The 26,624-nt window shown below is 51.3% G+C and carries 24 protein-coding genes; 13 read left to right on the forward strand and 11 right to left on the reverse strand.

The annotated features are described in order from the left end of the window. The first annotated feature begins 109 nt into the window (after positions 1-109). A complete protein-coding gene (locus tag JW814_01005; protein ID MBN2070005.1) occupies positions 110-1,054 on the forward strand; it encodes a hypothetical protein in 945 nt (314 codons plus the stop codon). Here JW814_01005 and JW814_01010 read toward each other — a convergent pair. From JW814_01010 to JW814_01030, 5 genes are all read right to left on the reverse strand, one after another. Then, entirely contained in the window at positions 1,032-2,423 is a 1,392-nt protein-coding gene (locus tag JW814_01010) for an O-antigen ligase family protein (GenBank protein ID MBN2070006.1), read from the reverse strand. The two genes, JW814_01005 and JW814_01010, sit on opposite strands and share 23 nt — an antisense overlap. Before the next feature lie 18 nt (positions 2,424-2,441). Next, entirely contained in the window at positions 2,442-3,488 is a 1,047-nt protein-coding gene (locus JW814_01015; GenBank protein ID MBN2070007.1) for a hypothetical protein, read from the reverse strand. A gap of 162 nt (positions 3,489-3,650) precedes the next feature. Beyond that, positions 3,651-5,096, reverse strand: a complete 1,446-nt coding sequence (locus JW814_01020; GenBank protein ID MBN2070008.1) for a HAMP domain-containing histidine kinase — start codon at positions 5,094-5,096, stop codon at positions 3,651-3,653. A gap of 256 nt (positions 5,097-5,352) precedes the next feature. Continuing rightward, a complete protein-coding gene (locus JW814_01025) occupies positions 5,353-5,775 on the reverse strand; it encodes a transcriptional repressor (GenBank protein ID MBN2070009.1) in 423 nt (140 codons plus the stop codon). 112 nt (positions 5,776-5,887) lie between these two features. After that, positions 5,888-6,592, reverse strand: coding sequence for an endonuclease (locus tag JW814_01030; protein ID MBN2070010.1), 705 nt, complete (start codon positions 6,590-6,592; stop codon positions 5,888-5,890). 182 nt (positions 6,593-6,774) lie between these two features. On the opposite strand from JW814_01030, the gene JW814_01035 reads away from it, so the two are divergent. The 7 genes from JW814_01035 (at position 6,775) to JW814_01065 (ending at position 14,160) form a co-directional block, all read left to right on the forward strand. Next, positions 6,775-8,313, forward strand: coding sequence for an AbgT family transporter (locus JW814_01035; GenBank protein MBN2070011.1), 1,539 nt, complete (start codon positions 6,775-6,777; stop codon positions 8,311-8,313). A 213-nt stretch (positions 8,314-8,526) separates the two neighbouring features. Then, a complete protein-coding gene (locus JW814_01040; protein ID MBN2070012.1) occupies positions 8,527-9,432 on the forward strand; it encodes a hypothetical protein in 906 nt (301 codons plus the stop codon). 15 nt (positions 9,433-9,447) lie between these two features. Further along, positions 9,448-10,329, forward strand: coding sequence for an HDOD domain-containing protein (locus tag JW814_01045; protein ID MBN2070013.1), 882 nt, complete (start codon positions 9,448-9,450; stop codon positions 10,327-10,329). A gap of 106 nt (positions 10,330-10,435) precedes the next feature. Then, positions 10,436-11,512, forward strand: coding sequence for a glycosyltransferase (locus JW814_01050; protein MBN2070014.1), 1,077 nt, complete (start codon positions 10,436-10,438; stop codon positions 11,510-11,512). Positions 11,513-11,514: 2 nt separating this feature from the next. Then, positions 11,515-12,816, forward strand: coding sequence for a chloride channel protein (locus JW814_01055; protein ID MBN2070015.1), 1,302 nt, complete (start codon positions 11,515-11,517; stop codon positions 12,814-12,816). Between the two features lie 380 nt (positions 12,817-13,196). Beyond that, the gene (locus JW814_01060) at positions 13,197-13,799 is read left to right on the forward strand and encodes a hypothetical protein (GenBank protein ID MBN2070016.1); all 603 of its coding nucleotides are present in this window, start codon (positions 13,197-13,199) and stop codon (positions 13,797-13,799) included. 13 nt (positions 13,800-13,812) lie between these two features. After that, positions 13,813-14,160, forward strand: coding sequence for a DUF192 domain-containing protein (locus tag JW814_01065; protein ID MBN2070017.1), 348 nt, complete (start codon positions 13,813-13,815; stop codon positions 14,158-14,160). A gap of 28 nt (positions 14,161-14,188) precedes the next feature. Here the strand turns inward: JW814_01065 and amrB are convergent, their stop codons facing one another. Continuing rightward, positions 14,189-15,376, reverse strand: a complete 1,188-nt coding sequence (gene amrB, locus JW814_01070) for an AmmeMemoRadiSam system protein B (protein MBN2070018.1) — start codon at positions 15,374-15,376, stop codon at positions 14,189-14,191. A 207-nt stretch (positions 15,377-15,583) separates the two neighbouring features. On the opposite strand from amrB, the gene JW814_01075 reads away from it, so the two are divergent. The 3 genes from JW814_01075 to JW814_01085 all read left to right on the forward strand — a co-directional run bounded on the left by JW814_01075 (position 15,584) and on the right by JW814_01085 (position 17,781). Then, positions 15,584-16,816: an MFS transporter gene (locus JW814_01075; protein ID MBN2070019.1), complete on the forward strand. Its 1,233-nt coding sequence runs from the start codon at positions 15,584-15,586 to the stop codon at positions 16,814-16,816. Between the two features lie 48 nt (positions 16,817-16,864). Then, the gene (locus tag JW814_01080) at positions 16,865-17,506 is read left to right on the forward strand and encodes a class II aldolase/adducin family protein (protein MBN2070020.1); all 642 of its coding nucleotides are present in this window, start codon (positions 16,865-16,867) and stop codon (positions 17,504-17,506) included. An 80-nt stretch (positions 17,507-17,586) separates the two neighbouring features. Further along, complete coding sequence (locus JW814_01085; protein MBN2070021.1) at positions 17,587-17,781, forward strand: hypothetical protein; 195 nt, start codon at positions 17,587-17,589, stop codon at positions 17,779-17,781. Here the strand turns inward: JW814_01085 and JW814_01090 are convergent, their stop codons facing one another. Both JW814_01090 and JW814_01095 read right to left on the reverse strand, forming a co-directional pair. Next, a complete protein-coding gene (locus JW814_01090) occupies positions 17,782-18,507 on the reverse strand; it encodes a class I SAM-dependent methyltransferase (protein ID MBN2070022.1) in 726 nt (241 codons plus the stop codon). A 76-nt stretch (positions 18,508-18,583) separates the two neighbouring features. After that, on the reverse strand, positions 18,584-20,542 hold the full coding sequence (locus JW814_01095; protein ID MBN2070023.1) for an oligopeptide transporter, OPT family: 1,959 nt from the start codon (positions 20,540-20,542) through the stop codon (positions 18,584-18,586). A gap of 291 nt (positions 20,543-20,833) precedes the next feature. Between JW814_01095 and JW814_01100 the strand changes: the two genes are divergently transcribed. Further along, positions 20,834-22,951, forward strand: a complete 2,118-nt coding sequence (locus JW814_01100; protein MBN2070024.1) for a S9 family peptidase — start codon at positions 20,834-20,836, stop codon at positions 22,949-22,951. 32 nt (positions 22,952-22,983) lie between these two features. On the opposite strand, the gene JW814_01105 is transcribed toward JW814_01100, so the two are convergent. Then, positions 22,984-23,823, reverse strand: coding sequence for a hypothetical protein (locus tag JW814_01105; GenBank protein ID MBN2070025.1), 840 nt, complete (start codon positions 23,821-23,823; stop codon positions 22,984-22,986). Positions 23,824-24,143: 320 nt separating this feature from the next. On the opposite strand from JW814_01105, the gene JW814_01110 reads away from it, so the two are divergent. Then, positions 24,144-24,314 carry a hypothetical protein gene (locus tag JW814_01110; GenBank protein MBN2070026.1) on the forward strand — a complete coding sequence of 57 codons (171 nt, stop codon included), beginning with the start codon at positions 24,144-24,146 and terminating at the stop codon, positions 24,312-24,314. Positions 24,315-24,406: 92 nt separating this feature from the next. Here the strand turns inward: JW814_01110 and JW814_01115 are convergent, their stop codons facing one another. After that, the gene (locus JW814_01115; protein MBN2070027.1) at positions 24,407-24,769 is read right to left on the reverse strand and encodes an aspartate 1-decarboxylase; all 363 of its coding nucleotides are present in this window, start codon (positions 24,767-24,769) and stop codon (positions 24,407-24,409) included. A gap of 124 nt (positions 24,770-24,893) precedes the next feature. Next, a complete protein-coding gene (locus JW814_01120) occupies positions 24,894-26,615 on the reverse strand; it encodes an aspartate 1-decarboxylase (GenBank protein ID MBN2070028.1) in 1,722 nt (573 codons plus the stop codon). Between the last annotated feature and the right edge of the window lie 9 nt (positions 26,616-26,624).

Below are 26,624 nucleotides of genomic sequence, written 5' to 3' on the forward strand. Positions count from 1 at the left end.
ATGGAACAGAAATTGAAAGCCTTTTTGAGGAAACGGCCCGATCCGGCCTGGAGTGCCGGTGACTGCCGAACGGTCACGCACAAAGACCGACAATGAGGAGAATCCGGGTATGAATGAAGAGGGAACAGTATCGTTCACCCTGCTGGCAGGAGCGATAATAAAAAAAAGGTACTTCGCCGTTCTGACTGCCGTCATCGGATCGATCCTATCTCTCGCTGTCGCCTTTCTCCTTCCCAGGACATATACATCGGAATCGGTCATTCTCCCATCTGGTCAGACCGGTCCGCTCGGAGCGCTCGGCAGCACCCTTAACATGATCGATATCGGCATGAATATCGAACTTCCCGCCAACAGTTCGTACCTATTCCCCACAATACTGGAAAGCACGGAGATCAGGAAAAGGATACTTCGGTCGAATATCACCCGGAGCGGGACTACCGCGCCGGTTTTCAGATTTATAGGATCAGGAAGAGCTGGGGGGGGCGAAAAATCTCTTGCCAGGATCACATCGATCATCCACGACAAAAAGACCGGGATATTAAGGGTGAGAGTGACGACGAAAGACCCCGAACTTTCATTTCTGATCGCCAGTCAATATCCAAGGGTCCTCGAAGAATTCAATGATGAAAAACGAAAGGCCAAAGCCTCCTTCGACTGCGATTTTATTGACAACGAACTCGAGAGAGCGGGCAGGGATCTTTTTCTTTCCGAAGAGGTGCTTTCCAGATTCGAAAAGAATAACCGTCACTGTTTTACTACTACCAACCCCGAGATAAGGCTCGAACATGACCGGTTGCTGAGGGATCTTCACGTGCGGGAGGATTTTCTCATCGACCTTGTCAAAAAACGCGAGCTCGCCGATATCGACAGGCTCCGGGAGACGGCTATAGTCAGGATCCTTGACCGGCCGAACCTTCCACGGATAAAGAGCGGACCGCCAAGAAAGATGATCGCCATGGCCGGTGGCTGCATCTCCCTCCTTATCGGCCTGATCGGGCCGGTCCTTGTCGAAGTTTCACCGGCTTCGATCATCAGGGAATACCTGCGGGATTGATATCCGGGCACCTCACCCTGGCGGGCAGGGAAAAAAGCGCGACCAGTACCATCGAAAACCTTGCGAGCAGCATCATATGGGAAAACCAGTGATGAATCAGAAAAGCAGCTAAAAGCATAAGGAGACAGGCGCGCATCGCCCGGCCCCTCTCTGTTTTTCCCATTTCGCCTTTATCAATGAGATTAAGAAAAAGGATCCCTATAAGGGCCAGGTATGCCAGAAGAGGGATGAATCCTGCCTCAGACAGTATCATCACGAAAGTATTATGCGGTCCGTTGGGAACATCGCTCGCGGCAAGGCCTTCCTCCTGAATCGAGTATGTAAGGGCGGAATAGAGGCCATGACCTGTCAGGGGCTTCTGCCTGAATCTGTTCAGGTGGAACTTGAGGAGATCAAACCTGTCATTGTCATCGAAATCCCCCTGCGCAAGCGAGGATATCTTCTGGAACGAATATCTGACATCTCCAGCGGCGCCGGTCGAAATAAAATCGATCGCCCTGATCAATCCGGCAGTCACTATGACTCCTGCTACGATCAATATCAATCCTCTTCGTCCGCGCCTGCGGATCACGGCGAACTGGGAGGTGAATATCAGGGTGGCAAGCATAAGTCCTTCTCTTGAAAATGTCGTAAAAACGCCGAAAAAAAAGATCGTCTGAGCCAGGACTATCGAGATCGCCTTCCACCTCTGTCTCACGGTCTCAAGGAAGTAGATCGAAGTTATCATCGCGAGATTTATCACGAAAGCCGATGTGTTGGCGTTCTTGAGAAAACCGGCGGCTCTTCCACTGGAATGCGAAAAAGCGATCCCGGCGGGATCGAAAAACTCGGCGAAATTGAGCAGGCTCGCGATGATCCCCGTCACCATGACGAGAAAGATGATCTTCTCAAGCCTTCCCCAGCTGTTTACCGCCAGGTAGACGATAAAAAAGTAGCTGGCCGCGTAAAGAGTATCTTCAAGCCACAGAACGATCCCCTGGCGAGATGCTTCGATCATCCCGGTCAGAAAACCGGTCACGAGGAAAATAACGAAGAAGACAACCGGCGCCCCCGGACTATTGAGCCTTTCGCCGGTAAGCAGGAATGTCACAGCGATCGACAGGAACGACAACAGAAAGATTATCTTGCCAAAAGGAAGTGATACATAGGTCGACATCCACGCGTCGAGCCTGAGGAAAGCAAACAGGATCAATGGGTATATAATTATCGATGGCCTTCGAAAGAAAAGGACTCCTCCGGCAAGGACGGGGATCGCGAAAATATAATTCCTGTCCATCCTGAAAAGCGCCACTATGACAAGAAGGGAGAATCCCAGGAATATATATCCCGTCCGATCTATCCTGCTCCAGACTGCCTGAGATTGGTTCAACCGGGTGACCTCCATCTATCAGCCGTTTCGGTTGTTTCCCGCGTGGATGAACGGCATCCTGCCGATATCAGCGCTGATCTGCGCGAGCAGAGCGCGGACCTCATCCCTGTCCCTGCCGGAGACCCAGCGCCTGAGCCCCTCCCTCGCTGCAAGAAAGAAGATCCCGGCAAAAATTCCTGCCAATGTTATCGAAAGAATTATCTGAAAAGGATCAGGCCATGAAGGAGCGGCTGGCACAGTCCCCCGATCGAGGATATTCAGCGTCGGAGTATCCCTGTTCATCTCGAACGCCGCTTTTTCATACTGCCTTGAAAGCTCGAAATAGAGGGCCTGTCCGATCCTCACCCTTCTCTCAAGACGCCTCATCTGCATAAGAAGACCCGGTTCCGTAGATATCGCGTAATCCCTGTTGATCTCCCTGAAATCCCTCAGTACTTCGTCGGCACGCAAAAGCTCATCCCTCGATGATTCGAGTTTCTTGCCGACAAAAGCATGCACTTCCCGTGATAATGATCGCCGCTGTTCCCTGTTGTATCTTTCCAGCCGGTCAATATAGGCGTTCACCACCGCGGCGGAGAGGACAGGATTATCAGTCGTGACGCGGATGACCAGAGCCATCGCCGATTTATCTATCCAGAAGGAACTGACTCTCGAATTAAGTATAATCTGAGCCGCCTCGTCAGATTCGATCCCGAGGTGTTCCTGAAGTGATCGTGTCACCTCTCTGCCATCTTCGGAGAATGTATAGCTTTCTTTCAGTATATCGAGGCTTATCGTCCTGCTTCTGAGAATATCGGGATAGAGTATCATCTCCGTTCCGCTCTGTTTAATTCCTATCAGCGCGCCGAGATCGGCGAAACTCTCTTCAGTAATCCCTCCATCGGCGATCTCCGATGAGGAGGGAAGGATCGAAGCGGTCGAACTGTATCTTTTTTCCGAGATGAAAAAGACCGTCAGCGACGCGAGGAAGGAAACAATTGCCGTCAGAAGAAGAAAATATTTTCCTCCGCTCAAGGCGTCGCGGAAGACGCCGGCGACAGAATTATTCCATTTATCTTCAGGCATGAATCTCCTTCGATCTAATTCGTTTCACATCAAAACGATACAAAGCCACAGACGACCGGCAGCAGCATCTCACGGAATAAAAGAGGACACCGCGGAGATGCGACAGCGCTTGAATCCTGTCTTTTCATTGAAAACTGCAAAAAGGAAGCCACCGGCGAACGATCAGTTCGTATCGGGGACCCAGAGAGAAAATTCACTGCCCGATCCGATCGAACTCCTGCAGAACAGCTTGCCGCCATGGCTTTCGGCTATCATCCGCGCGATAGCAAGCCCGGTCGGCCTGCCCGGTGAAGACCTATCCGGATCGGGATTTCCCTCTCCAGTGATCGTCGACAGCGTGGACACCCTGCCGGCCGCTATACCCGGTCCGTCATCCCGGACCCTTATAACGACAAAATTTTCGTACCTGTCGGCCTCAAGAGAGATCTCTCGCGATATCCTTTCGAGAGAATGATCTGTCGATTGGAGAATCCCGGCCAGCTTGTCACCACGGAGTGTACTGGCCGCGCCTCCGGCACCGAGTTCGACGCCGTCATCATCTCCCGGCCCCGACTCGCTTGAATGCAGGCCGATCTCGATCACTCCTCCCCTGTCGATATGAAAAATGGCGTTGTCGACGATATTCCTTACGGCGATTCCGAGATTGACCGGGTCGACGTATACTTCTCGCAGCGGGATCCTGTCATCGAACCTCACCGTAATATTCTTCGATTCGAGTTCGGGGATATATTCCTTCATTATCTCTTCGATAAGCGACGATATCTCTGTCTTCCTGATATCGAGATCAGCTCCGTCGACACCTATATCGCAAAGGGACAGGAACTGTTCCATCCTGCTCTCCATCTTCATCACGGCGCTTCTTGCCATATCTATAAGGATTCCGCTGCTTATATCATCCGATTCAAGAGAATAGAGAGTGCTTTTCAGGACTGAAAGCTGGGTCTTCAGCCCCTCTCTGTTGCGCTCGGTCACTTCCTTGCGAAGAAGCGAGAACTGATCGTTTTTTTCTCTCAATCGGGCAGCCTCATCGATCATCGCGAGCTCGCGCATCTTCACCGCGGCTGAGCGCGAAAGCATCTCGACGAACTCCGCCTCCCGTGCCGACAGTCCCTTCCCACTCGAGCCGGCGGCAAAAAAGAGTACCCCGACAAGTGCCGATCGATCCCCGATGGCGCAGGCATATGACAGACCGTTTTGATCGATCCCCGCGAGAAAATCCATCTCGGCCGCGGCAAGCTCGCCCGCGCCGGCAAAGAACCTGTCTATGAAAAGTGGTCCTCTTTCCTTTCTGATCCATCTGACAAACGCCGAGTCGAAATCCAGAGTCCGGGGAAAGTCTTCTCTGTCTCTTCCGAGCGAACCGTTCAACCGGAACTTCCGATCGTTTTGATCGGTGATATATACCGCTGCCACATCTGATCCGAGCTGCCTGGACAAGACAAGCATCAACTGCCGGTTTATTGCGTCAAGGCTGTTTTCGGCAAGTTCCGTCTCGATAAAAGCAATCACTGCCCTGAAATAATCAGGTCCTTTCCCTTCCGCATCATTCTTCTGCCCTTCTTCACGAGCGGCTGATTTTTCTTCGACCTTCTTTTTATCTTTTTTCATTATTTATCCCGCCCGATCCATGGTCGGACCCTGTGTTTTCGACAGAAATCCATCCACATCCCGAATTCTACAGACTTGCACCTTCCGATATTTATCTCTTTTTATTTTACACGCTTATGAAGGAACTCAAGTTGTACCACTACGATGCTTACATCTCTTTCAGCAAGAAACGTTCACAACAGTCGATGGTACTGTAAGAAGTTAAAAAAGGAAGGGCCCGGGCTGAATGTGCCTGAAAAACGCTCAGGTGTGGCGGTTATTTTTCAAGACAGTCGCTGCAGATACCATTGAAATTAAGCTGATATGATTTTATCTCATGTCCATTTATACCCGAATTCCTTATGATATCATACAGATTCTCATCAGCGGGAATATCGATTATCCTTCGGCAATTTCCACAGAGCAGATGAAAATGGACAGATGTCTCCGGATCATAATTCATGTATTCTTCAGCTATATTGACCACACTTATCTCGTTTATCTTAAGGAGCATCTTTAACGTATTGTAAACAGTGGAAAACGCGAGACCGGAATATTTCTTCTTCAGACTTTTGTAGATATCACCGGCGCTCGGATGATCTTTGTTACCGATCATATATTTGATCACTGAGATCCTCTGCGGCGTAAGTTTGAACCCTTCAGCTTTCAGTTTAACGATCGTCGAATCAAGAGAATTCATATCTTCATTTCCTTTGTATCTGCAAATTACCTAATAAGTATGGGCTTAAGCGACTCTCGTGTCAATAATAATCCCTATTAACATTGGAACAACATAGTTATCAAGCATTATATTATCGTTCCATTACCCGGCGGCAAAGAGATATGAGCGGGCAGTCGACGCATAGAGGCGTTCTCCTGAGACAACGGCGCCTGGCGTGCTCAACGATCAGAGCGTGATATTCCCCGTAGAGAGAGGCGTCTGGCGGAAGGGCATGCTCAAAATATTTTCTGACAGATTCGTACGCTTCCCTCCCGTCTATAAGCCCGGTCCTGGAAAATATCCTCCTTGTGTAGGCATCGACGACAAAAAAAAGTTCCCCGAATGCGTAGAGAAGGATCGAATCCGCCGTTTCAGGTCCGACCCCTTTCACTTTGAGCAATGTCTCTCTTTTCACACCCCTGTTTTCAATAAGATAGCGGGAGAGTTCCTTCAGTTTCACCGCTTTTGAATTGTAGTATCCACAGGGTCTGATCGTAGTTGCCAGTTTGTCGAGGTCGACCGATAGAATATCTTCGGGATCGAGGATCCCCTCCCTGTTCATATTCACTATCGCCGCTGAGGCGTTCTTCCATGACGTGTTCTGGGTCAGGATCGCGCCGTAACAAACCTCGTGTCTCTGACGATCATCGACAGGACCACCGGAGTATTCGGGTCTCAATCCCCCGCGTGGAGTGACTGGCCACCAGCGCTGAGAACCATACTCGCCAAGGAGCAGCGTGTAGATCTTCAGGATGACGTTCTCTCCGTCTCTTCTTTTTCTATCGACGCCGGCCATCTCGGATGATCTTCCTCCCATTGCATCTGAATCACCCGCGATCTTACACCGCGGCAGAGAACCCTGCAACCTGTTATGCCCTATGCCAGTTAAATTGAAACAGATTGACTGATACCGGAAATCGGGCTAGATTCCTGATAAATCATGAGCAATCGATAGCTGCTTCCAGAAGGAGTATCAGGATGAATAAACCGGAATTGATCGATCATAACCCGGCTAAACGGGGAATCTCCCTGAGGCTGCTCGACAGGATAGAAAAAGCAGGGAACAGGCTCCCTCATCCGGCGACTCTTTTTGCCATATTCGCCCTCATGATCGCCGTCATCTCCGATATTATCTTCCGTCTGGGCATTACGGCGATACATCCAGGAACCGGTAAGGTAGTCGAGGCGGTCAGTATGCTGAATGCTGACGGCCTCCGTTTCATGTATTCGAAGGCGACTGACAATTTCGTACATTTCCCCCCCCTGGGCATAGTACTTGTCGCGATGATAGGGATCGGGGTGGCCGAAGGATCGGGGCTTATCTCGGCGCTGCTCAGGCATCTTGTCACTGCCGCGCCGAAAAGACTCGTCACCGCGGCGGTCATCACGGCCGGAATACTTTCCCACCTCGCCTCAAGCGCGGGTTATGTCGTTCTCATACCGCTCGGCGCGATGATATTCACCGCTTTTAAAAGGCACCCTATAGCAGGGATAGCGGCCGCTTTCTGCGGAGTCTCCGGCGGATTCGGCGCGAACTTCCTGATAGGTTCGATAGATCCTATCCTTGCCGGCCTTACCGAGTCGGCAGCTTCGCTGATCGACCCGGGGATGCATATCAATCCCGCCGTAAACTTCTACTTCATGGTAGCTTCGGCATTTCTGATCGTAATACTCGGAACATGGGTCACTGAAAAATTCGTCGAACCGAGGCTCGGCAGTTACGAGGGAAAACTAGACAGTTTCGAAACGGTATCGAAGAACGAGAAAAAGGGTCTTGTCTGGGCAGGTATCGCCGTCGCTGTCACCCTTGGCATCCTGTTGATCCTCGCCCTGCCGCCGGGAGCTGTCCTTCGTGATCCCGTGACCGGGTCGCTTCTTCGATCACCTTTTGTCAGCGGCATGATAACGGCGATCATGCTCTTCTTCCTTATCCCCGGAATCGTCTATGGCGTCGTGACGGGAACTGTCCGGAATGACAAGGATGTCGTAAAGCATATGACATCTTCGATGAAGGGCCTGGCCGGTTACATAGTCCTCGTATTCTTCGCCGGACAGTTCGTCTATTATTTCAAACAATCCAACATAGGAGTCCTCCTGGCGATCAAGGGAGCCCAGTTGCTCCAGAATATAGGATTTACCGGGATATCACTTCTCGTGGCTTTTGTCCTCCTGTCGGCGTTCATCAACCTTTTCATGGGAAGCGCTTCAGCCAAATGGGCGATCATGGCTCCGGTCTTCGTTCCGATGTTCATGCTGCTCGGATATCATCCCGGGATCACGCAAGCCGCCTTCAGGATAGGCGATTCGATAACGAATATAATCACTCCGATGATGAGCTACTTCGCGCTGATCGTAGCGTTCGCCCAGAAATATGACGAAAAATACGGCATAGGCACTATCACCGCGACGATGGTCCCCTATACGGTCGTATTCGGAGTCGCATGGACTCTTCTGCTTGCCCTGTGGATGTGGCTCGGGCTGCCTACCGGACCAGGCGCCCCGATTCATCTGCCTTAAAAGGGAACGGCAATACCCTCGATACGCCGGAATCGTGTTTTAGCAATCCCGATGGGAAGCCCTGCCCGTGTCTGAATCCGTTAAAGTTTTTTCTCACATGGCCGATAACCCCTCCGAGGAAAGATATCGCGCCGCTACAGCGATATCTTCCGGCCGGACTGCGGTTATTTAAGAATATTCTGCCGGCAACGGCCTCAACAGCAGGTTGGAACAATGAAGAAGACGACTCAGAGATATACGAGGATCGATCCGGATCTTGTAAGGGGAATCAGAAAATTAGAGATGGAGGAACTTGACAAGATTCGAAAACTCACGCAAAAGGAACTCACCGCCAGAATATTTATCGGAGTCGCGGAAAGCATCCCCGCCGGCTCTCCGGTAGAACTCGAACTTGATCTGTCCGACAAGGGCGTGCTGACAGCTGACGGGATCGTCGAATGGGTGAACGACGGTGTCAGCCACGAAGACGCGACAGGGCTGGGCATACAGCTCTTCGCCATATTCAGGCCTGATTCGGCAGGCGATCACCCGTCGGGGAGAAAGGCTGCCGGAATCAGCGGTGAAGAGGATAATGAGATCAGGCGGCCTGACTCTTCGACAGGGGAAACAGAAATCGAGAGAGAATCCGAGGAAGATGGATCGATCGTCCCCTCATCTACGGCGATATGCGATCTTTTCGAATCGCTTCTCGATGCCAAAGTCTCAACCGGGCCTGGATCGGCTGTGGTCATAGACCCTGAAACGCCTCTCGCCGCTGCCTTATTCACCCTCGAAGACGGTACGGCGAAAGCGATATGGCTATCTTCTCTTGAAACCATCGTATATGTAGGATCGGCTCTTGCCGTAGTCCCTCCTGAAACAGCGATGGCGACGGTGAAATCCGCGGAGATACCGGACAATATAAGAGAGAACTTCCAGGAAGTGATGAATGTATCGGCATCGCTCTTCAATAAGGCGGAAGGTCCGTTCCTCAAACTCGACGAGCTTTTCATCCATCCGGAACCGGTAACTGAAGATATCATGATGAAGGTAGCCGGTGCAGCCAACCGCGTCGACCTGGCAATCAGGATAGCGGATTACGGTGAAGGAACGATGTCGCTAATCGAGATTGGAAATTGAGACTGAGGGGCAGAGATGAACAGGCGCGAAGCGATAATCTCAAAACTACCACTCGTCAGGGCTATTCCCGGAACCGCGATCAACGTAATGAAAATATTGCAGGACCCCGAGTTCGAGATCGATGACCTTCTTGAAGCGATAGAATACAACCAGGGGCTGACATCGAATCTGCTCAGAATGGCGAATTCGGCGATGTTTGGCGCGCCTGGATTCATAAACAACATGAAAGACGCGGTCACGCGTCTTGGAGCGAATAATATCTACAGGATGACAGTCGCCTCGGTAGTCTCGCCATCAGCAAAACAGAAGGTCGAAGGATATGACCTGGAAGCGGGAGATCTGTGGCTCCACTCGGTCTCGGTGGCGCTCTGCACGGAGAGGCTGGCGAAAAAACTCAAACTGCGCGTCCCCCCATATTCCTTCACCGCCGCGATCCTTCATGATATCGGGAAAATAGTCCTCGGGTCTTTCCTGGAGATCGATTCTGCTCCGATAAATTTTCTCGTAAGGCGAAAAGGGTACACTCTGTTCGAAGCTGAAAAAAAGATCCTCGGTATAGACCACGCCGAAGTGGGAGCTCTTCTCCTTGCCAGATGGAATATACCGGATGAAATAATCTCGATCGCCCGATGGCACCATGAACCGGAGAAGTGCAGGAGGGACTGCCAGGTGGCCCAAATGATCCATCTGGCTGACACTATCTCGATGCGCCTGATCATAGGTCAGGACGACACCATGAGCATTGAAGGACTTCCCCGCGGGCTTATCGAAAAATTCGCCATCGATGAGGAATTGATCGAGACTGTCATCTCGGAGACACTCGATCTTCTTGAAAAATCGAGGGACCTTTACCAGATCGAACTTCCCACTCCGATCACGGGGGATGGGGAATCCTGACAATCTGACCAGTGCCAAACACCTGAAAAACGGTATACAAATCTGCTCTATCTGTTTAGACTATCCATCGGCAGAATCATGGTGGGAGCCCTGAGAGGAATAAAGCATGCGGATAGTCTTTCTCGGAGATGGATCGCTTAACCACATAAGGAGATGGGCAGGATATTTTCACGAGAGAGGCCACGAAGTACTTCTTTTGTCCTTCGAGGATATTTCCGGCTGCCTTTTCCCGTCCCTGCGTCTTCCGAAATATCTTCCCACGAAGCTGGCCGGTTATCTTTCCGCATTTCCCACGGTAAGGAGGATACTTAAAAATTTCAAACCCGACCTGGTCAATGCTCTTTACGCCGGTGGATACGGATTTCTCGCCAGTATCAGCAGCGATGCCCCTCTTGTCGTATCAACCCTTGGCTCGGATCTTCTCATAGATTACCCATCGAGCCCTGTCCACAGATACCAGATCCGGCGAGCCCTTCGCGGTGCTGCTCTCGTCACTACCGACGCCGAAAATCTTTCCGCCGCGGCGATCGAAGCGGGGGTCTCATCGGAAAAAATATTAAAGATCTTTTTCGGAATCGAAGAAGATATATTCTTCCCTCCCGCTCCGAGCGGTACTGCGATGACCAGGGAAGCGGGCCGAGTGAATATCATCACGACACGCAACCTTTACTCTGTATATAATATCGACCTTCTGGTCGATTCGGCTCCGATGATCCTCAAAAAAACTGACGCTCTCTTTACGATATGCGGCGAAGGACCGCTGAGAAATAACCTGGAAGAAAAAGTCTCCCGCATGGGGTTGAATGAACGATTTATCTTCCGGGGACGGCTTTCTCCGGAGGAGATCGCCGGTGAGCTGAGAAATGCGAATATATATGTCTCGACCTCTCTTTCCGATTCAACGTCGGTATCGCTGCTTGAAGCGATGGCATGCGGCGCGATACCTGTAGTAACAGACATAGTCGCGAACAGGGAATGGATCGAAAACGGAAAAAACGGTTTTCTCGTTCCCGTCGATTCGCCGGAGGCTCTTGCTGAAGCGGTGGTTGAAAGCACAAGAGACTCTGATCGGATCGATATTTTCAGAAAGAAAAATATATCGATTATAAAAAAGAAGGGGTTGTGGGCTCCCAACATGAGAGTGCTTGAAGAAAGATTTTTATCAATGCTCGGACAGGTTTGACGATGGCGGCGAATAAAAGGAGAGAACTTTTCAGCCTTCCCGGAAAATGGATGCTGATCTCAGTCATGGTAGGACCTGCCACAGCAGTCACTGTCTGGGGATTCATGATACTACTCAGGGTGATAATAGACTTTTCTCCACGGCTGATACCTGCCGCTCCATGGATCGCCCCTTTCGTTGGGGCTACTCTTGTCGGAGGTCTGATACTCAGGTTTATCCCCGGCGCCGGAGGAGAAGGGATACCGTCATATCTCGTCGCCGTCAACAGAAACCACGGAAGAATCAGTCTTGCCGGAACGCTCCTGAAAATACCGGCGACGCTGTTCACTCTCGGTTTTTACGGAAGCGGGGGGATCGTCGGGCCTCTCGCAAGGATCGGATCGGGGATCGGGGGATATCTTATCAAAGGTATCTTTCGCCTCCTGGGAATCGGGGAACGTGATGAATTGAGGATAGCGACCATCTGTGGAGTAGGCGGTATCGTCAGCGCGATCTTTCACTCTCCCTTCGGAGGAGGAATCTTCGCCGTCGAGATCCTTAACCGCGATACGGTGCGGTATCGCGATCTTTTTCCTTCGATAATGACCGGCTACGCGTCTTTTTTCACTTCACGATTTCTTCTCGGCGAAGGACCGATATTCGCGCTGAACGCGCCGGACGCGCTCAGTTCGAACATAACGTACGCTCTTCTTCCGGTCGCCGCAGCTTTTTGCGGCGCCGTCGGCCTGCTGTTCATCTTTACATTCAAATGGAGTTCCTGGCTTTTTCAGCAGATAAAATGGCGCCAACCCTCCCGGACGATACCTGCAGGAGCGCTTCTGAGCCTCCTCTGGATTTCCGGCGGAGAATGGAGCCTCAATATATCAACTGCCCTCTATAATGCTCTCGGCAGTGGAGATGTGCGTATGCTGTCGAGCATCATCTCTTCGGAATATAACCTCATCATACTACTGTCGACGGTGATCCTCGTAAAAATAGCAGCCACGTCGATCACTATAGGAAGCGGAATGAGCGGAGGGTTCACCGGGCCGATGATCATTACCGGAATGGCAAGCGGCGCTCTCTTCGCCTCTCTCCTCGGCTGTAGTCCTGGAGGCCCGGAGTACTTCATCTTCATGGCCTGCGGTGTAGCCTCGGTCCTCGGATCGGCCCTGAATGTCCCTCTCGCCGCGACGGTGATCACGGCAGCAGTCTTTGGAAACGGATATATGATTCCGGCGGCAGTCGGAGGGGCTCTTTCATTCATACTTTACAGGAGCCTGACGATCTATAACTATTCCTACGCCAGATCGACTCAGCCCTAAAACAGCCGGTCGATCTGACGGCGAATGCCGATAGAAACCCCTCCATTACGGGAAATAAAAGAGGAATACTGGAAACTCCTCTCTCCTCTGCACCCGGCGAAAGATAACTTCCCCAATAAAATTCTTTCCAAATCTATATTATCTGGGAATTTTTCCCCATCCGCTTGCGCTTAAATTTAAAAGAAAAAGAAAATATATCTCTCTCAGCCATAATACTCAATCGGCTAACTGCCTGTGGATAAAAGCGCTGACACCATGATCGGAGCCGAATAGACGAAGATACAGTGTCAACACGCCTTTACACAATTATTGGAATATATCTTGTTCTGAAGATTGGTCGACAGGACGGTTTTTAACGCGGTGAAGACGGGAGAGCGGATATGCAAATGATCATTCTGAAAACTGCCGCGATAATACTGCTTTTTTACTCCCTTCTCTCCAGATCTTCAGTAAGAACACCATCGAGGATATTCCTGCTGTCGATGATCATCACCGTTTTTACCATTTACCTGACAAAAGACGGCATCGGGGGACTTATTTTTTCCGTTTCGGGGTTGTTCACCGTTTCGATCGGTGTCCTGGCGTGCCATCTGGTAAAACAGATATCCCCCGACGAGTATCTTGCCGCGGCAGCGATCGGATCTGTCGTGGGACCGATCGGATCGTTTTTCATTATCATTATAATCTTCGCGATGAGCACAATTCAAAAGATGGCTCGATGCGAATCGACGGCAACCATGGAACGCCTGCTCAGGAAGCATATTTCGGCGGAGGAAGTTATTTCAACGGGAAAGAAACGAGCTGATATCCTGGTGAAGGAACTCCACTGGATACTTTCCGCGGAAAGGGAAACTTCCGACGGGACTCCAGGGATAGGAATAAAAAACAATGAGACTGTGGAAACGCGCCAGAAGATATTCTCCTGGGGTACAAAGCTCGCCATGGCTACTCTCGCGATTCTGATCTCCGGAATCTTCATCTGAAAGCCTGGAAAAGATGTCTGTAAGGAACAGGTCCAAAGACAGATTGATAGCCGAGACGATACTGACGCTGAACAGCCAGTTCAGAAAGACTCTTTATATGCTTAATCGCCACGGTATTCCTGACAATTGCGTCCTGTGGATATCCCCTTGCAACGGGATATACACTGCCGGAATGAAAACTCCGATCGATATCGCCTTTCTTGACAGCAAGGGGAGAGTCACCAGAATACTGAAAGAATTTCCACCTGATTCCTTCGCCGGATCCGGTCCGAAGGCCATAAGCGCGATCGAGCTTCCCAATGGAAGACTCGCCGAGACCGACACCGGTGTCGGCGACCTGGTCGAGATCCTTCTCGACTGAGGATCAATATCGTTGCGGGTCCGGAAAATCACCAGTAGCCGACCGAGGTATAACCGACCCAATGGTTAAGGTTGGCGATGTTTGTAGCCCCTGTCCCCTCGCCTTCGAAGAGCAGGGGGCCGGGATCGAGGCTTGTACTGTAGTCAAGCATGACGCCGACGGGAGCGTCTCTTCCTTCCATCGCGCTCAGCCGCGAAATAAGGGAGAGGCCGAATGGGATCGAATATACTCCGCACCATGGTATCTTGTACGGCCACTCGAATTCGAAACTGTCTATCCTTTCCCTGAATATCTTTATCTTCTCCGGGGTGAGCTTTCCGGCAAGAGTCGTTTTAACGATATCGATATCACGAGCCACCGCTTTTTCATACCCGTCCTTTCCGGTACCGAATGGCGCGTGATTCCTGCCACCCCATTCCTCGTCACCATAATGAACGCAGTCACTGGAAATAAGAATTATATAATCGCGCCCTATCTTCATTCCCTTCTTCTCAAATTCCCTGCCAAGGGCTGCGGAAAACTCTTCTGCCGCGGCGTCAAAATTTTCTTCTTCAAAAAAAGTAACAAGCAGAGGCAGGATCTCGAGTTTACGTCCCTTTATTTCTTTTTCATCCCCGCTGCCGCGTCGACAGGAATACTGAAGGAAAGGAAGGATCCCTTCGATCGAATGCTCATCACGGTGCAGATCGTCATTTACCATGACTATCTCGCCGGGAAGAGACTCAATAAGACTCTCTCTTATCGAAGAGACCGGTATTTCCCCGTACGGCCCCTTCCATGCGCGATAGCTTTCAAAGACTATCTTCCCCCTGATCCCAAGACGCCTTGCCCTGTGTGAGACTCCCACGATGACGGCAAGGGGGGCATCGATCTCCCTGGTCAGTTTCAGACAGGCAGGTCCCGCGTATATATAATCATCATGAGGCAGTATGCCTCCCAACATCTTCCCCCGTGGAAGATCGATCGCTCCGCCACCTTCATCGATACGCTCCATCGACAACCTGACGACTTCATCCATCTGTCCGGACGTCGTGGCGTAACCGACCGAATCGACCGGGACTCTGACCGGATCGGCCCCTAAAACGCGGACTTGTTGAAAAACAAGAAGAACGGCAATAAAAAGGACTGTCCGGCCTTTTTTTGAATATGAGGCGAGGTCTTCCATAATCGAAAATCGAGATCCCGCGTCCCTTTCAGATACAGAAAGATCCAGCATAATAAGAATCCCCCTCCTGTTATCACCTTCTTGCGACAACAATGATCAAAGTGCCGGAAAGATTTTATTCCATGGAGGCGGAAGAGTCAATCATCGAAGATTACCGGCCGGGCCGGGTAATTCTTTCCCGCGATAAAGAATTTGCTTTGTCTTTTTCGACATCCGCCGATATATTCCACTGTCAAAACAGACCCGGTGGGCGCCGTGTTGAACGTTTATGAGAGGCCTGAAAAGGTCGGGATGAATATGGCATTTGAAAAAAGTAAAAAAAGACTTCTTGCCGCTGTGGCCATGCACCACGCGTTCAACGATGGATCGTCAGTAGCACTGCTGGCGATATTTCCGATCCTTATCAAAAAGGGAGAATTGCTGACCAATTATACCTCGATCGGGAAATTCCCCCTTTCCGTGATGGCGGTAGCCATCGTGGCGCAGGCGGTGATCGGACACTACGTGAAGCCCAGGCATTCGAGATATTTTCTCGCTCTCGACGCTCTTATCGTCGGGCTCTCCCTGATACTGATGACCCGCGCCACCAACTTCCCCATGCTTGTCCTCTTCTATCTTGGAATGCGGCTCGGCACGAGTATTTATCACCCGGTCGGAATATCATGGGTATCCCACTCATTCAAGGGCGTTGGTCTCGACAAGGCGATGGGGATCCAGAGCGCTTTCGGAAATATCGGCGTTCTCCTCGCCTTTACATCGACCGGATTTCTCGCGGAGAGTTTCGGGTGGCGGATGCCGCTTTATATCTGGGGGATCGCTAATCTCCTCGCCGTGCCCGCCGGGCTTCTCATATCCAGGGGGACTGTCAGCTCGGGCGACGTCGCGTACCAGAAAGTAACTGAAAAAAATCCCGTATCATGGCCGACAGCTTTCAGAGAGATCAGTATCTTTATACCTTTGACCCTGCTTGGAGGCCTCGCCTGGGGAATAATGGTGCACTACGCGCCAAGCCTTCTGAATCACAGGCTCTCCCTTCCGATGTCCAAAACCGGAATGATCCTTGGCTGCTGGATGGCCGCCGGCACGATCGCGGCTCTCCTCTACGGGAAAGTGATCGCCTGGCTCGGCCGCTGCAAGACAGTGATCATCGCGATATCGATCATCGCCGTCACTTCTCTTGTCATCGCCTTTGGGATGGCTCTTCCCCTGGTGATAACAGGCTTCACCTTTCTTGGGTTTGCTCTGTTTTCCACATACCCCGCGACGATATCTTTCATCTCCACGACAGTAGGCGAAAGGAACCGTACCCTCGGCTTTGCCCTGAACGCGAACATAGCGATCATAGGAAGTTCGGTATTCTCTTATCTGTCGGGACGTATCTCCGATCTCTACGGGATCCATGCGCCTTTTATTCTTCTTGGTTTGATGGGTACTGTTATAATATTCTATATGTCTGTCATGGTGAAAAAAGGCAAAGTGTGCCCGAACTGACAAAGCCGATGTAAAAAGGCCGGATACCCGCCGGGGACGCGTGATTCGATGGATAAACTGAAGACAAGAGAAGAGATCGCTTTCTATATGAGGCTTCTCTGCGACAAGGAGCTTACCACCTCTTCCGGGGGAAATATCAGCATCCGCGGTGATGAAGGGCTGATATTCATCACTCCTTCAGGTCCAGGCAAAAACAGGCTTGGGCCATCCGATATAATAGAGATATCCCGGAAAGAGACCCGGCAAGGCTCTCAACCTCAACCAAGTATCGAGACGGGATTGCATTTCGGGATCTATGAAAGACGTCCAGACATCTCCGTCATAATCCACGCCCATCCTCTTTTCGCGACCGCCTTCATGTCTACGGGAAGAGAGATCGATTTCGATCTGACAGATGAGACGAGAATCATCCTCGGCTGCGTCGGGACAATACCTTTCGCCCAGTCGGGAAGCGAAGAGCTTGCGCTTTCAGTTTCCGGCGCGGCAGAACGCTCCAACGTGATACTTATGAAGAATCACGGGATAATCGCGTTGGGAAGATCGCTGCCTGAAGCGTACAGCCGAATCGAACTGGTCGAGATGGCTGCCAGGATCACCTTCATCGGTGAAGTCTCAGGGTCAGGAAACGGCCTTTCCTCCGGACAACTCGATCTGATGGACATGCTGGGAAAAAATCAGGAAGATATATAGACGATCCGGCCGATGACTCGTGAAACCATTCCACCCCCGTTCCGTATTATAGAAAGGAACAGAAAAAGAAAGGTGAGAAGATGGTCGGTTTTCTTCTGTGGTGTATACTTTTTGTCATCTGCTGGCCGATAGCGCTGCTGATCCTATTCCTGTTGCCCCTGGTCTGGCTGATCGCGCTTCCGTTCAGGATCGCCGCGGCGGTCATAGGAGGCCTCTTCAGCCTGGTCTGGGGTCTTTTGACCCTTCCCCTCAGGATCATGACCTGCAGATGGTGATCAGTCTGCCGCGAGGATCAAGCAGAATGACTGTTCGAACGAATTAACGAGCGGTATATTTCTGTGATCAAGCCCGGCGGCCCGGCAAAGATTCCTGAACAGCCTGGGGAATATCCTCGTGTGCGTCAGATGTTCGCCTTTCCAGGCCTTCACGATCCTCAATCCGTTATCCCTTGCCAGCCGCTTCCAGTATCGGGGCGGCTTGACGTTTATATGCGTCGGGTTGGCATCCCTGATACCGAAACCGGGTATCGACCTCATGATGTACGGAAAGCCTTTGTTGGGAGTAGTGACAACGACGAGGCCGCCATCGGAGAGGTATTCACGGACCTTCCTGAAAAAGACCGATGGATCTTCGAGATGCTCGACGACATCGAAAGATGTTATGACGTCAAAAGGCCTCTCTCCCACGGGCCAGCGCTTATCCCTGATATCTCCATTGTATATCGTCGCGGAAGTATACTTCCCCGCGATCTCTATCGATCGTGGAAAAGGATCCATCCCAGACAGGTCGGCAAGATCGTACTCCTTCTCCATGAGATGAAGGAAGACTCCATAACCCACTCCCACATCGAGAAGCCGGAGATCCTTGAACCTCTCTCCGAAATAATCCCTGATAAATTCTATCTTCGGCCGGTATTTTTCGCGCTGATATTTCAAACCGCTCTCGGACCAGAGAGTGTCGGTCGTATGAATGTATGTCCTGTTTTCGCTGTCTCTGTCCATAGCTACTCTCCCGCGGATACCTCTCACGACTCCTGGCTGGATCGCCGATAGACGGTCATTCCAGCCGGACATCGCGTCAATCTTCGACTCTTCTCGAATAATTGAAGATGAAGACTGACAGAAGGACCAGCATCACGATACCGGCAAGTTCCGACAACGTGTCGGAATACTCCAGCAAAAGAAAAGAATCCCAACTAAGTCCGGCGATGACGGCGGAGATAACGCCAGCGATCGATCCTCCGGCGATCAGCCCCGACGCCACCAGTATTCCCTTCTCTTTTCTCATTTTGACCACTTTGACGTCACTGCCGCCGCGCCCGACGAGCCAGGCGATGAACCCTCCGAGTAGCACTGCTGTATTGAGTTCGATCGGAAGATACATGCCGAGCGCGAAAGCCAGAGCGGGCACTCCGGCCATCGCGAGGATGACCGATATGATCATACCGAACGAAAAAAGTATCCACTGCACTCCAGCCTCGGGCCCCATCAGACCGAAAATGATCTCTTTCATCGCCGTCGCCTGGGGCGCCGGCATATTGGGCGAACCGAGTACGTATATCCTATTGAAGAGCATCATCGCCAGGGCGCAGAAGACGGCCGAGACCAATATCCCGGTAAATTTGTAAAGCTGCTGATTCCTCGGAGTGGCGCCGATCCAGTATCCTATCTTTAGATCGGTGGCAAAAGCCCCCGCTACGGCAAGAGAAGTGCAGACGACCCCCCCGACGATCAGGGCAACGAACATCCCCGGCTTGCCGGAAAGCCCTACTTTGGTCAGGATCACGCTCGTTATGATCAACGTGGCAAGAGTCATCCCCGAAACAGGATTCGTTCCTATCAACCCGATCGCCCGCGCCGATACCATCGTAAAAAGAAATGATATCCCGAGAGCGAGAAGGACACCGACAGTGCTTACCATCGAACCGGCGAACCCTCCCCTGAAAAAAAGCCAGAGACAAAGTCCGATCGCCGCTATACCGATGAATACATCCCGCAACTTGAGATTACGCTCGGTCCGTAAATCATCAGCCTCGGCGTGTTTGGCATCGGCAATCCCCTTGATACCGAGCATGAATGATTTTCCTATCGAAGGTACGCTCTTTACGATCCCCATTATCCCCGCCCCGGCGATACCCCCGATCCCTATAAGCCTCACGTAATTGCCGAAAATATCGTCGACCGACATCTCCGATATCGGTATCGTCCCTGGAGGGATGATACCGGTCAGATGCGCCCCGATGTAATGGACAAGGGGAATAAGAACAAGGAAAGAGAGAAAACTTCCCGCGGCGATGATCGACGCGTACTTTATGCCGACGATGTAGCCAAGGCCCACGATCGCCGAAAGGCTGTCAATCCGGACGGCCATCGAAAAACGTTCCTCGAGCCACCTGCCGACCCAAACCGCGTGAAAAGTTATGATCTCTTTCCAGAGACCGAATGTAAGGATCGACAGATCGAATATGAACGCCACGACAGCGCTCCAGATAAGAGTCTTCGCCTGATGGCCGGCACTCTCGCCCGCCACCAGTATCTCTGTCGTCGCCATAGCTTCAGGAAAGGGAAGCCTTCCATGCTCACGGACCATAAGATAGTCGCGCAGAGGAATCAGGAAAAGTACGCCGAGACTGCCCCCGAGAAACGCAGTAAGAAAGATATGCCAGAAAGAGACTTCTATATCGAGCATATAAAGGGCCGGTATAGTAAAAACAGCTCCAGCGACGACGGCGCTTGACGCCGCTCCGACAGACTGTATGATCACATTCTCGAGGATCGTGCTTTTTCTGGCGAAGATATTCGCCAGGCCGATCGCGAGGATGGCGATCGGAATCGCTGCTTCCATCCCCTGTCCCGTCTTCAGGGCCAGGTAGGCCGATGCCACCGAAAATATGACGGCCATTATTATACCTGTAAGGATAGCGCGGAGAGTGACCTCGAATGAAGTGGAAGATGCCGGAACGATCGGATGATAGACCTCGCCTTCTTTCAACTCTCTGTACGCTTCCTGTGGGAGTTTTGTCGGGATATCAGCCATCTTACATCCTTTCTTCAGTTCGGCATGGTATCTATCTTGATTCCCCGCGAGGCTCGCCGGCAAAGCCCTGCCTGGCGTGGGGAAAGATCGCAGACCGGCACGAGCTTATCATCTTGAAACTCTTTACTCCAGATTAAAAAATCAATAGCTCGACACGGCGGGAAGAGATCAGTTGCCGCATGATCTGTCACAACAATATTATACTCTCTTGAGGACTGCGCCCCGGTACCGTATACTGCTCGCGGCGGCCAGGTCGTTTGATCCAATTTTTCGCTGAAAGGAGCGATCGATATGTTCAGATTTGAGAAATCAGGAAATACTATAATAATATTCGCGTTGCTTGTACTTGTCTCAGCGGCGCCCCCGGCGCTCGGGTCGGAAGAGGCCCATTTCGTTTCGCCGCTGGATCTCCTTGGCATAAGGACAGCAGGAGACGCGAGAATATCTCCCTGCGGGGAATCAATCGTCTACACCGTGTCGGTCCCAAGAGAAGCTTCCGACGAGCCTGGCGGCGCCTACAGGGAATTGTATCTCGCCTCGATAAAGACGGGAGAGATCCATCCCTTTATAACTGGCAAGGTGAATATCGAATCTCCCCGTTTCAGCCCTGACGGATCAAAGATCGCCTTTCTGAGACCGGGACAAAAAAGTGGAAAGAAACAGATATGGATGATCCCCGTGGACGGCGGCGAGGCGGTCCAGATAACAGATTGCGGCACTGGCGTCTCCGGATTCCGCTGGCATCCCGGCGGAGAGAGGATCGCCTACAGGGCTATCGATCCGGCCTGTGAAGAAACCGTGAAATACGATAAAAAGGGATATGATTTCATCTACTACGAGGAGGACCTGAGAAATTTCAGCATTTATATCACTGGAATTTACGAGGAGACAGGGTATGAGGAGAAGCGGTTGACGGAAGGGGTGAATGTCGCAGGGTTTGAATTCAGTCCTGATGGAAAGAAGATCGCCGCCTCAATAACCCCTGAAAACCTGATCGATCACATCTACATGTTCCAGAAGATCAATATATTGGAGATTGAAACGGGACAGATCGAAAGCGTATCGAGGAACGAAGGCAAGCTTGGCAATTACGCCCTGAGTCCGGATGGATCGAAGCTCGCCTACACGGCGTCGCTGGACAGGAAGGATCACTCGGTCAGCCAGGGGTATGTCCTTGACCTTACAACCGGAAGGATCGTCAATATCGGCGGAGACGATTTCCATGGACATGTCAAGAATATCGCGTGGAAAGACAACAAGACCGTCATCTCCCTTGCAGCCGAAGGAGCCTGGAATACGATCAGTACGTGCAGCGCCTCCGGGGGAAAGAGGAAGATCATTCTCGACGGACGTGAGACAGGGCTTGTCTTTGATTTCCCGACTTTCACCCCTGATCTCGCCGGTTTCGCCTTTACGGCGAGTTCCCCATCGATCCCCCGCGATCTCTTCTACTGGAAAAAGGGGGCGAAAACGCCTGCGAGGATGACTACCCTCAATCCCTGGATTAGCGAAAGGCGGCTCGGCAGGCAGGAAGTGATCAGGTACAGCGCCCGCGACGGGCTTGAGATCGAAGGCATTCTTGTCTACCCGGCAACCTGGACAGAGGGAGAAAAATATCCCCTTATCGTGGGAGTCCACGGAGGCCCTGAAGCTCATTACTCGAACTCCTGGATCGGATCTTATTTCAACCCGGCCCAGGTGCTGGCTGGAAAAGGATATCTCGTTTTCTATCCGAATTACCGCGCGAGCACGGGATACGGAGTAGACTTTGCCGCCCGGGGATATATGGACGCGGCTGGAAAGGAATTTGACGATATCGCCGACGGCATAGACTTCCTTGTCTCAGAAGGGCTCGCCGATCGGGAAAGGGTCGGTATGGGAGGCGGATCATATGGAGGATACGCTTCGGCATGGTTCGCTTCGTATTACACCAGATACGTCAGGGCTGTCTGCATGTTCGTCGGAATAAGCGACATTATAAGCAAACGGGGGACGACCGACATCCCCTGGGAAGAATTGTATGTCCATTCAGGAAAGAAACTCGACGAAGATGACGACCAATGGGAGTTCAGCCTTAAAAGAAGCCCCATATATTACGCCAAACAAAGCAGGACAGCCGTACTGATCCTTGGAGGCGCTTCCGACACAAGGGTCCATCCGTCACAGGGCATCGAATTCTACAGAAGATTGAAGATGAACGGCCATCCTGCCGTAAGGATGGTGCAGTATCCCGGAGAGGGACATGGGAACAGGAAACAGCCTGGCAGGATAGATGTCCTTTACAGGCACCTTGAATGGTACGACTGGTATGTCAGGGATCTCAAACCGATCGATGGACCTATGCCTCCGCTGTTTCTGTTCGACAGGTACGGCCTGGAGCCCGGGGTGAAAGAGAGCGAAAAAGACTGACGATCGGTCCGGATCGGCGCCGCGGATTATGATTATGTCGATTCAACATCGATCACCGGAAGAAGGATCTCTACGACAACACCTTTACCACTGTTGCTTTTGACCCTGATATTTCCCTTGTGGTCCTGGATGATCCTGCTCGTTATCGATAATCTGAGGCCTGTATGCCACTCTCCCGGACTCGATGTAAAGAACGGTTCATGTAAACTGGAAAGCTTATCGCGATCCATGCCTTCACCGTCGTCTTCGACAATGATCCTGAAATACTCTCCGGGGACAATATCGTAGTATTCACCAGTCGACGTGGAGAAAACGATCAGATCGGTCTTTACCACAAGCCTGCCAGTTTCGCGCATGGCGTCCCTTGAATTAAGGCATATATTGAGGATCGCTCTTTCGATCTGCCCCCTGTCGATCATGATTTGAACCGGTACCTGGCAGTGATGGAATTCGATTTCCATATCTGACGGAAAGGAGATCGATAGAAACCTTTCCAGGCTTTCCATGACTATCCCGATCTCTTCTTTCACGAAGACAGGGTAGAGCTTTCTGCCGAGCTTCTGAAGTTTTTCGAAATAACTGCCCGCCTGTTCGGTGACTTTGATCACCTCCTCAAGATCTGAATATGACTGCTTCGTCCTGTCCATCTCGGCCATCGCCATAGTCACATACCCGGTGATCCCGTAGATAATATTGTTAAAGTCATGAGCGATATCGGCCGCGATGTTCATAAGAGATTCGACGCTCTGAGAACAGAGAAATCTTTCCGCGAGCCTGACGTGGTCTTCGTCGATCAGTTCATGTATGGCAGGATCACTCAGACCATCAAGAGACTTCACCCTTCGCCACCGTTCCATGTCATTTCGATTCATTTTGCGAATCCTTAATTCCCCACCGTATGACTATAGCTATTTCGACCCGGACGGAACGTTTCGGTCACCTCTCTTCCGGGAATCACGTAATTCGATCGATTGTATCGGCTTACTATATTTCGGCAGCTGAGACGCCACCTTTACATGAAATATCCGCATCGCGGAAGTAATTACCACAACTATAAGGCTGATCTGGAAATGAAGATACCAACCTGCCTCATCATCAACTTTATCTGAGAGATTTGTCATATTTCTTGCAGCAGCATTCATGGAAGGGGTCATTTTGAGCAAATGGTGTGATTGAAAGGAGCGGTTCGGTCTTGAAACGCAGATCTAACACCCGCAAAACAAAGAATTCCCATTCAAATGAAGACGAAAAAAAGCATTTCAGCAGGGCTTCGGACATAACTGAAAAAAGAACGATGAAGTACGGAGCGATCGCGGTCATGCTGGAAGACGAGCTGGATGAAGAGCATGAAGACGGATATTAGGGAAGGATATTGATCCTGACGATAGGTCCCACGATCAACCGGTGACCGGCTGCGATCGTCCTGCCTGATCGACGTTGATACTAAAAGCCGGTTCAGAGGAGATCTTCCGCGCTTCTGCTTGCTACGAAACGGTTCTCCCGGTCGACTTCGATGAATATCGGATGAGCTTCTCCAGACGACCAGGAGAAAGCCATGATATCCACTTCATCACCCTTGTTGATGAGATGAGCCGCGGCGCCGTTCATGCAGATGATACCGCTCCCCCTCTCGCCTTTTATTACGTACGTCTCAAGCCTTTTACCGTTCGTGCGGTCGATGACATGCACGTTCTCATGCTCGCTGAGATTGGCCTGGTCGATCAGGTCCTCGTCTATCGTAATCGACCCGACATATCTGAGATCAGCCTGAGTGATCCTCGCTTTCAGGATCATCGATTTCAAAAGAAGCCTTTTCATATTCTGATGCCTTCCGCTGCCATTTGCCTTCTTTTAACGACACCGCATATTTCCAGACGATGCCGGACTATTCTATCATAAAGAGCGCGAAAAATCCAGACGCTTCCGTCCTCTGACCGGTTTTTCAGGCTATATCTCCCGCTTTTTCCGTAAGATATTTAACGAACCGGTTGTCCTTGTCGACAAGAATATTTGAAAACTGTCCGTGAGTCTCTTCCGACCATGTGAAAGCCATAAGGATGATCTCATCCTTGTCATGTATCTGTCTGGCGACAGCTCCACAGGCGATCAATTCGCCGCTTCCCCTCTTCCCTTTCATCACGAACGCTTCAACCCTCGCTCCGTTGGTGTTATCGACGATCAGGACCCTTTCGCAGGGCGCGATATTGCTCAACTCGAGGATCTCCTCATCTACTATCACGCAATCGATCTTCTCCGGGTCGACTCCAGTCACATTCGCCTTGTGGATCTTCGACTTTACCACCATACGTTCCTCGACCTTGGAGATTATAAACCTGAATTTTCCCGCCGGTGAAAGAGGGATATTTTCCACCCTGTCAAAATCAAGCCTGACCGATTCACCCATATTTTCGATGATCTCCTGTTCGACCCTGCGAAGGTATTCATCCTTCCAGTCCGGGCCGGGCACGAATCGGAAAGTGATCGCGTTCCTCTGCTTCTGTTCCACCTGAAACTGCTTGATCCCCGGCACCACCCTCGACAGGTACGTCCAGAAGTACCCGCCGATCGACCTGCCGTCAGGAGTCATCACATTGTCGAACGTCCTTCCCTCTATCCTTTCAATCAGCGGCAGGCCTCTTCCACAGGAGCATATCCTGTCGGTCGCTATAGCCATATCACCGGTCCTGTAACGCACAAAAGGCATATAGCAGTTAAGGAAATCGGTTATGACTATCTCTCCGAGTTCCCCCGGTCCTGCCGGTCTTCCGTTGTCACGCAGTATCTCGACGTACATCAGATCGGAAAAGAGGTGCAGTCCCTTATGCTGATCGCACTCGTGCGCGACATTGGCGAATTCGTTGCTTCCGTACCGGTCGAAGACCCTGCTCTTGAATACTGCTTCGAGGGTCTCCCTCTGAACGGGATACATCTTCTCGCCACTCGATATTATCGCCCTGGGCTCTATACCCTTGATCCCGCTGTCCCTGACGAATTCGGCAAACAAAGTGACTGCCGAGGGATATCCTATCAGCAGATCGGGTCTGTTCCGCTTCAGTTTCATCGCGTAATCGCGCATCGCCTTTTCTGAAAGATTGAAAGATGAAAGGTAGGTGATATTGCTGAAATAGTTCCTTATCGCGCTCGCCATCCTCTGTTTAAGCGGGATATCGAAAGGAAAACCCCAAACGAACGCCTGCTTGTCGCCGATATCTATCCCTGCCATCCTGTAGCTTCTCTGCGTGTTGGCCCTGCGGACCGGCCCCGCTGAATTGTCGATAGAGAAATAGAGGGGTTCGCCGGTAGACCCACCGGTGCTCGAGCGGTACCCCTTCACCATCGGGTCTGTCGTCACCATCCGTTCCCCCTCCTGGCGGATAATATATTTATCGAGAAGAGGTATCTTTAGAAAGTCGACCGGATTCTGAATATCCCCGGCGCTGAGGCCGAGGCCTTCGAAAAGATCCTTGTAATACGGTACATGGGTCGTCACTGCTTTGAGAAAGACCGCCAGCTTCTGCCACTGGATATCCTCTATCTCCCCCGGAGACAACCACTGATTCTTCTCGAGCTCGGCGAGCGTTTCAAGAAGCCTGTCTCCCTTAAGACCTCTGTAGACGGGATGGATGACATTTCTGACCAGAGAGGGCGCAAGTGGCAAGACCATAATCTATCG

The sequence above is a fragment of the Candidatus Krumholzibacteriota bacterium genome, assembly GCA_016932415.1.
Taxonomy (GTDB): domain Bacteria; phylum Krumholzibacteriota; class Krumholzibacteriia; order Krumholzibacteriales; family Krumholzibacteriaceae; genus Krumholzibacterium.

Bases quoted from the DNA above. Each gene is read 5' to 3' on its own strand.
- JW814_01040 (MBN2070012.1), top strand. From the start codon at position 8,527: ATGAAGAAGACGACTCAGAGATATACGAGGATCGATCCGGATCTTGTA.
- JW814_01120 (MBN2070028.1), bottom strand. From the start codon at position 26,615: ATGGTCTTGCCACTTGCGCCCTCTCTGGTCAGAAATGTCATCCATCCC.
- JW814_01030 (MBN2070010.1), bottom strand. From the start codon at position 6,592: ATGGCCGGCGTCGATAGAAAAAGAAGAGACGGAGAGAACGTCATCCTG.
- JW814_01080 (MBN2070020.1), top strand. From the start codon at position 16,865: ATGGATAAACTGAAGACAAGAGAAGAGATCGCTTTCTATATGAGGCTT.
- JW814_01055 (MBN2070015.1), top strand. From the start codon at position 11,515: ATGGCGGCGAATAAAAGGAGAGAACTTTTCAGCCTTCCCGGAAAATGG.
- JW814_01085 (MBN2070021.1), top strand. From the start codon at position 17,587: ATGGTCGGTTTTCTTCTGTGGTGTATACTTTTTGTCATCTGCTGGCCG.
- JW814_01045 (MBN2070013.1), top strand. From the start codon at position 9,448: ATGAACAGGCGCGAAGCGATAATCTCAAAACTACCACTCGTCAGGGCT.
- JW814_01015 (MBN2070007.1), bottom strand. From the start codon at position 3,488: ATGCCTGAAGATAAATGGAATAATTCTGTCGCCGGCGTCTTCCGCGAC.
- amrB (MBN2070018.1), bottom strand. From the start codon at position 15,376: ATGCTGGATCTTTCTGTATCTGAAAGGGACGCGGGATCTCGATTTTCG.
- JW814_01005 (MBN2070005.1), top strand. From the start codon at position 110: ATGAATGAAGAGGGAACAGTATCGTTCACCCTGCTGGCAGGAGCGATA.
- JW814_01065 (MBN2070017.1), top strand. From the start codon at position 13,813: ATGTCTGTAAGGAACAGGTCCAAAGACAGATTGATAGCCGAGACGATA.
- JW814_01115 (MBN2070027.1), bottom strand. From the start codon at position 24,769: ATGAAAAGGCTTCTTTTGAAATCGATGATCCTGAAAGCGAGGATCACT.
- JW814_01090 (MBN2070022.1), bottom strand. From the start codon at position 18,507: ATGGACAGAGACAGCGAAAACAGGACATACATTCATACGACCGACACT.
- JW814_01105 (MBN2070025.1), bottom strand. From the start codon at position 23,823: ATGAATCGAAATGACATGGAACGGTGGCGAAGGGTGAAGTCTCTTGAT.
- JW814_01050 (MBN2070014.1), top strand. From the start codon at position 10,436: ATGCGGATAGTCTTTCTCGGAGATGGATCGCTTAACCACATAAGGAGA.
- JW814_01025 (MBN2070009.1), bottom strand. From the start codon at position 5,775: ATGAATTCTCTTGATTCGACGATCGTTAAACTGAAAGCTGAAGGGTTC.
- JW814_01035 (MBN2070011.1), top strand. From the start codon at position 6,775: ATGAATAAACCGGAATTGATCGATCATAACCCGGCTAAACGGGGAATC.
- JW814_01095 (MBN2070023.1), bottom strand. From the start codon at position 20,542: ATGGCTGATATCCCGACAAAACTCCCACAGGAAGCGTACAGAGAGTTG.
- JW814_01060 (MBN2070016.1), top strand. From the start codon at position 13,197: ATGCAAATGATCATTCTGAAAACTGCCGCGATAATACTGCTTTTTTAC.
- JW814_01020 (MBN2070008.1), bottom strand. From the start codon at position 5,096: ATGAAAAAAGATAAAAAGAAGGTCGAAGAAAAATCAGCCGCTCGTGAA.
- JW814_01100 (MBN2070024.1), top strand. From the start codon at position 20,834: ATGTTCAGATTTGAGAAATCAGGAAATACTATAATAATATTCGCGTTG.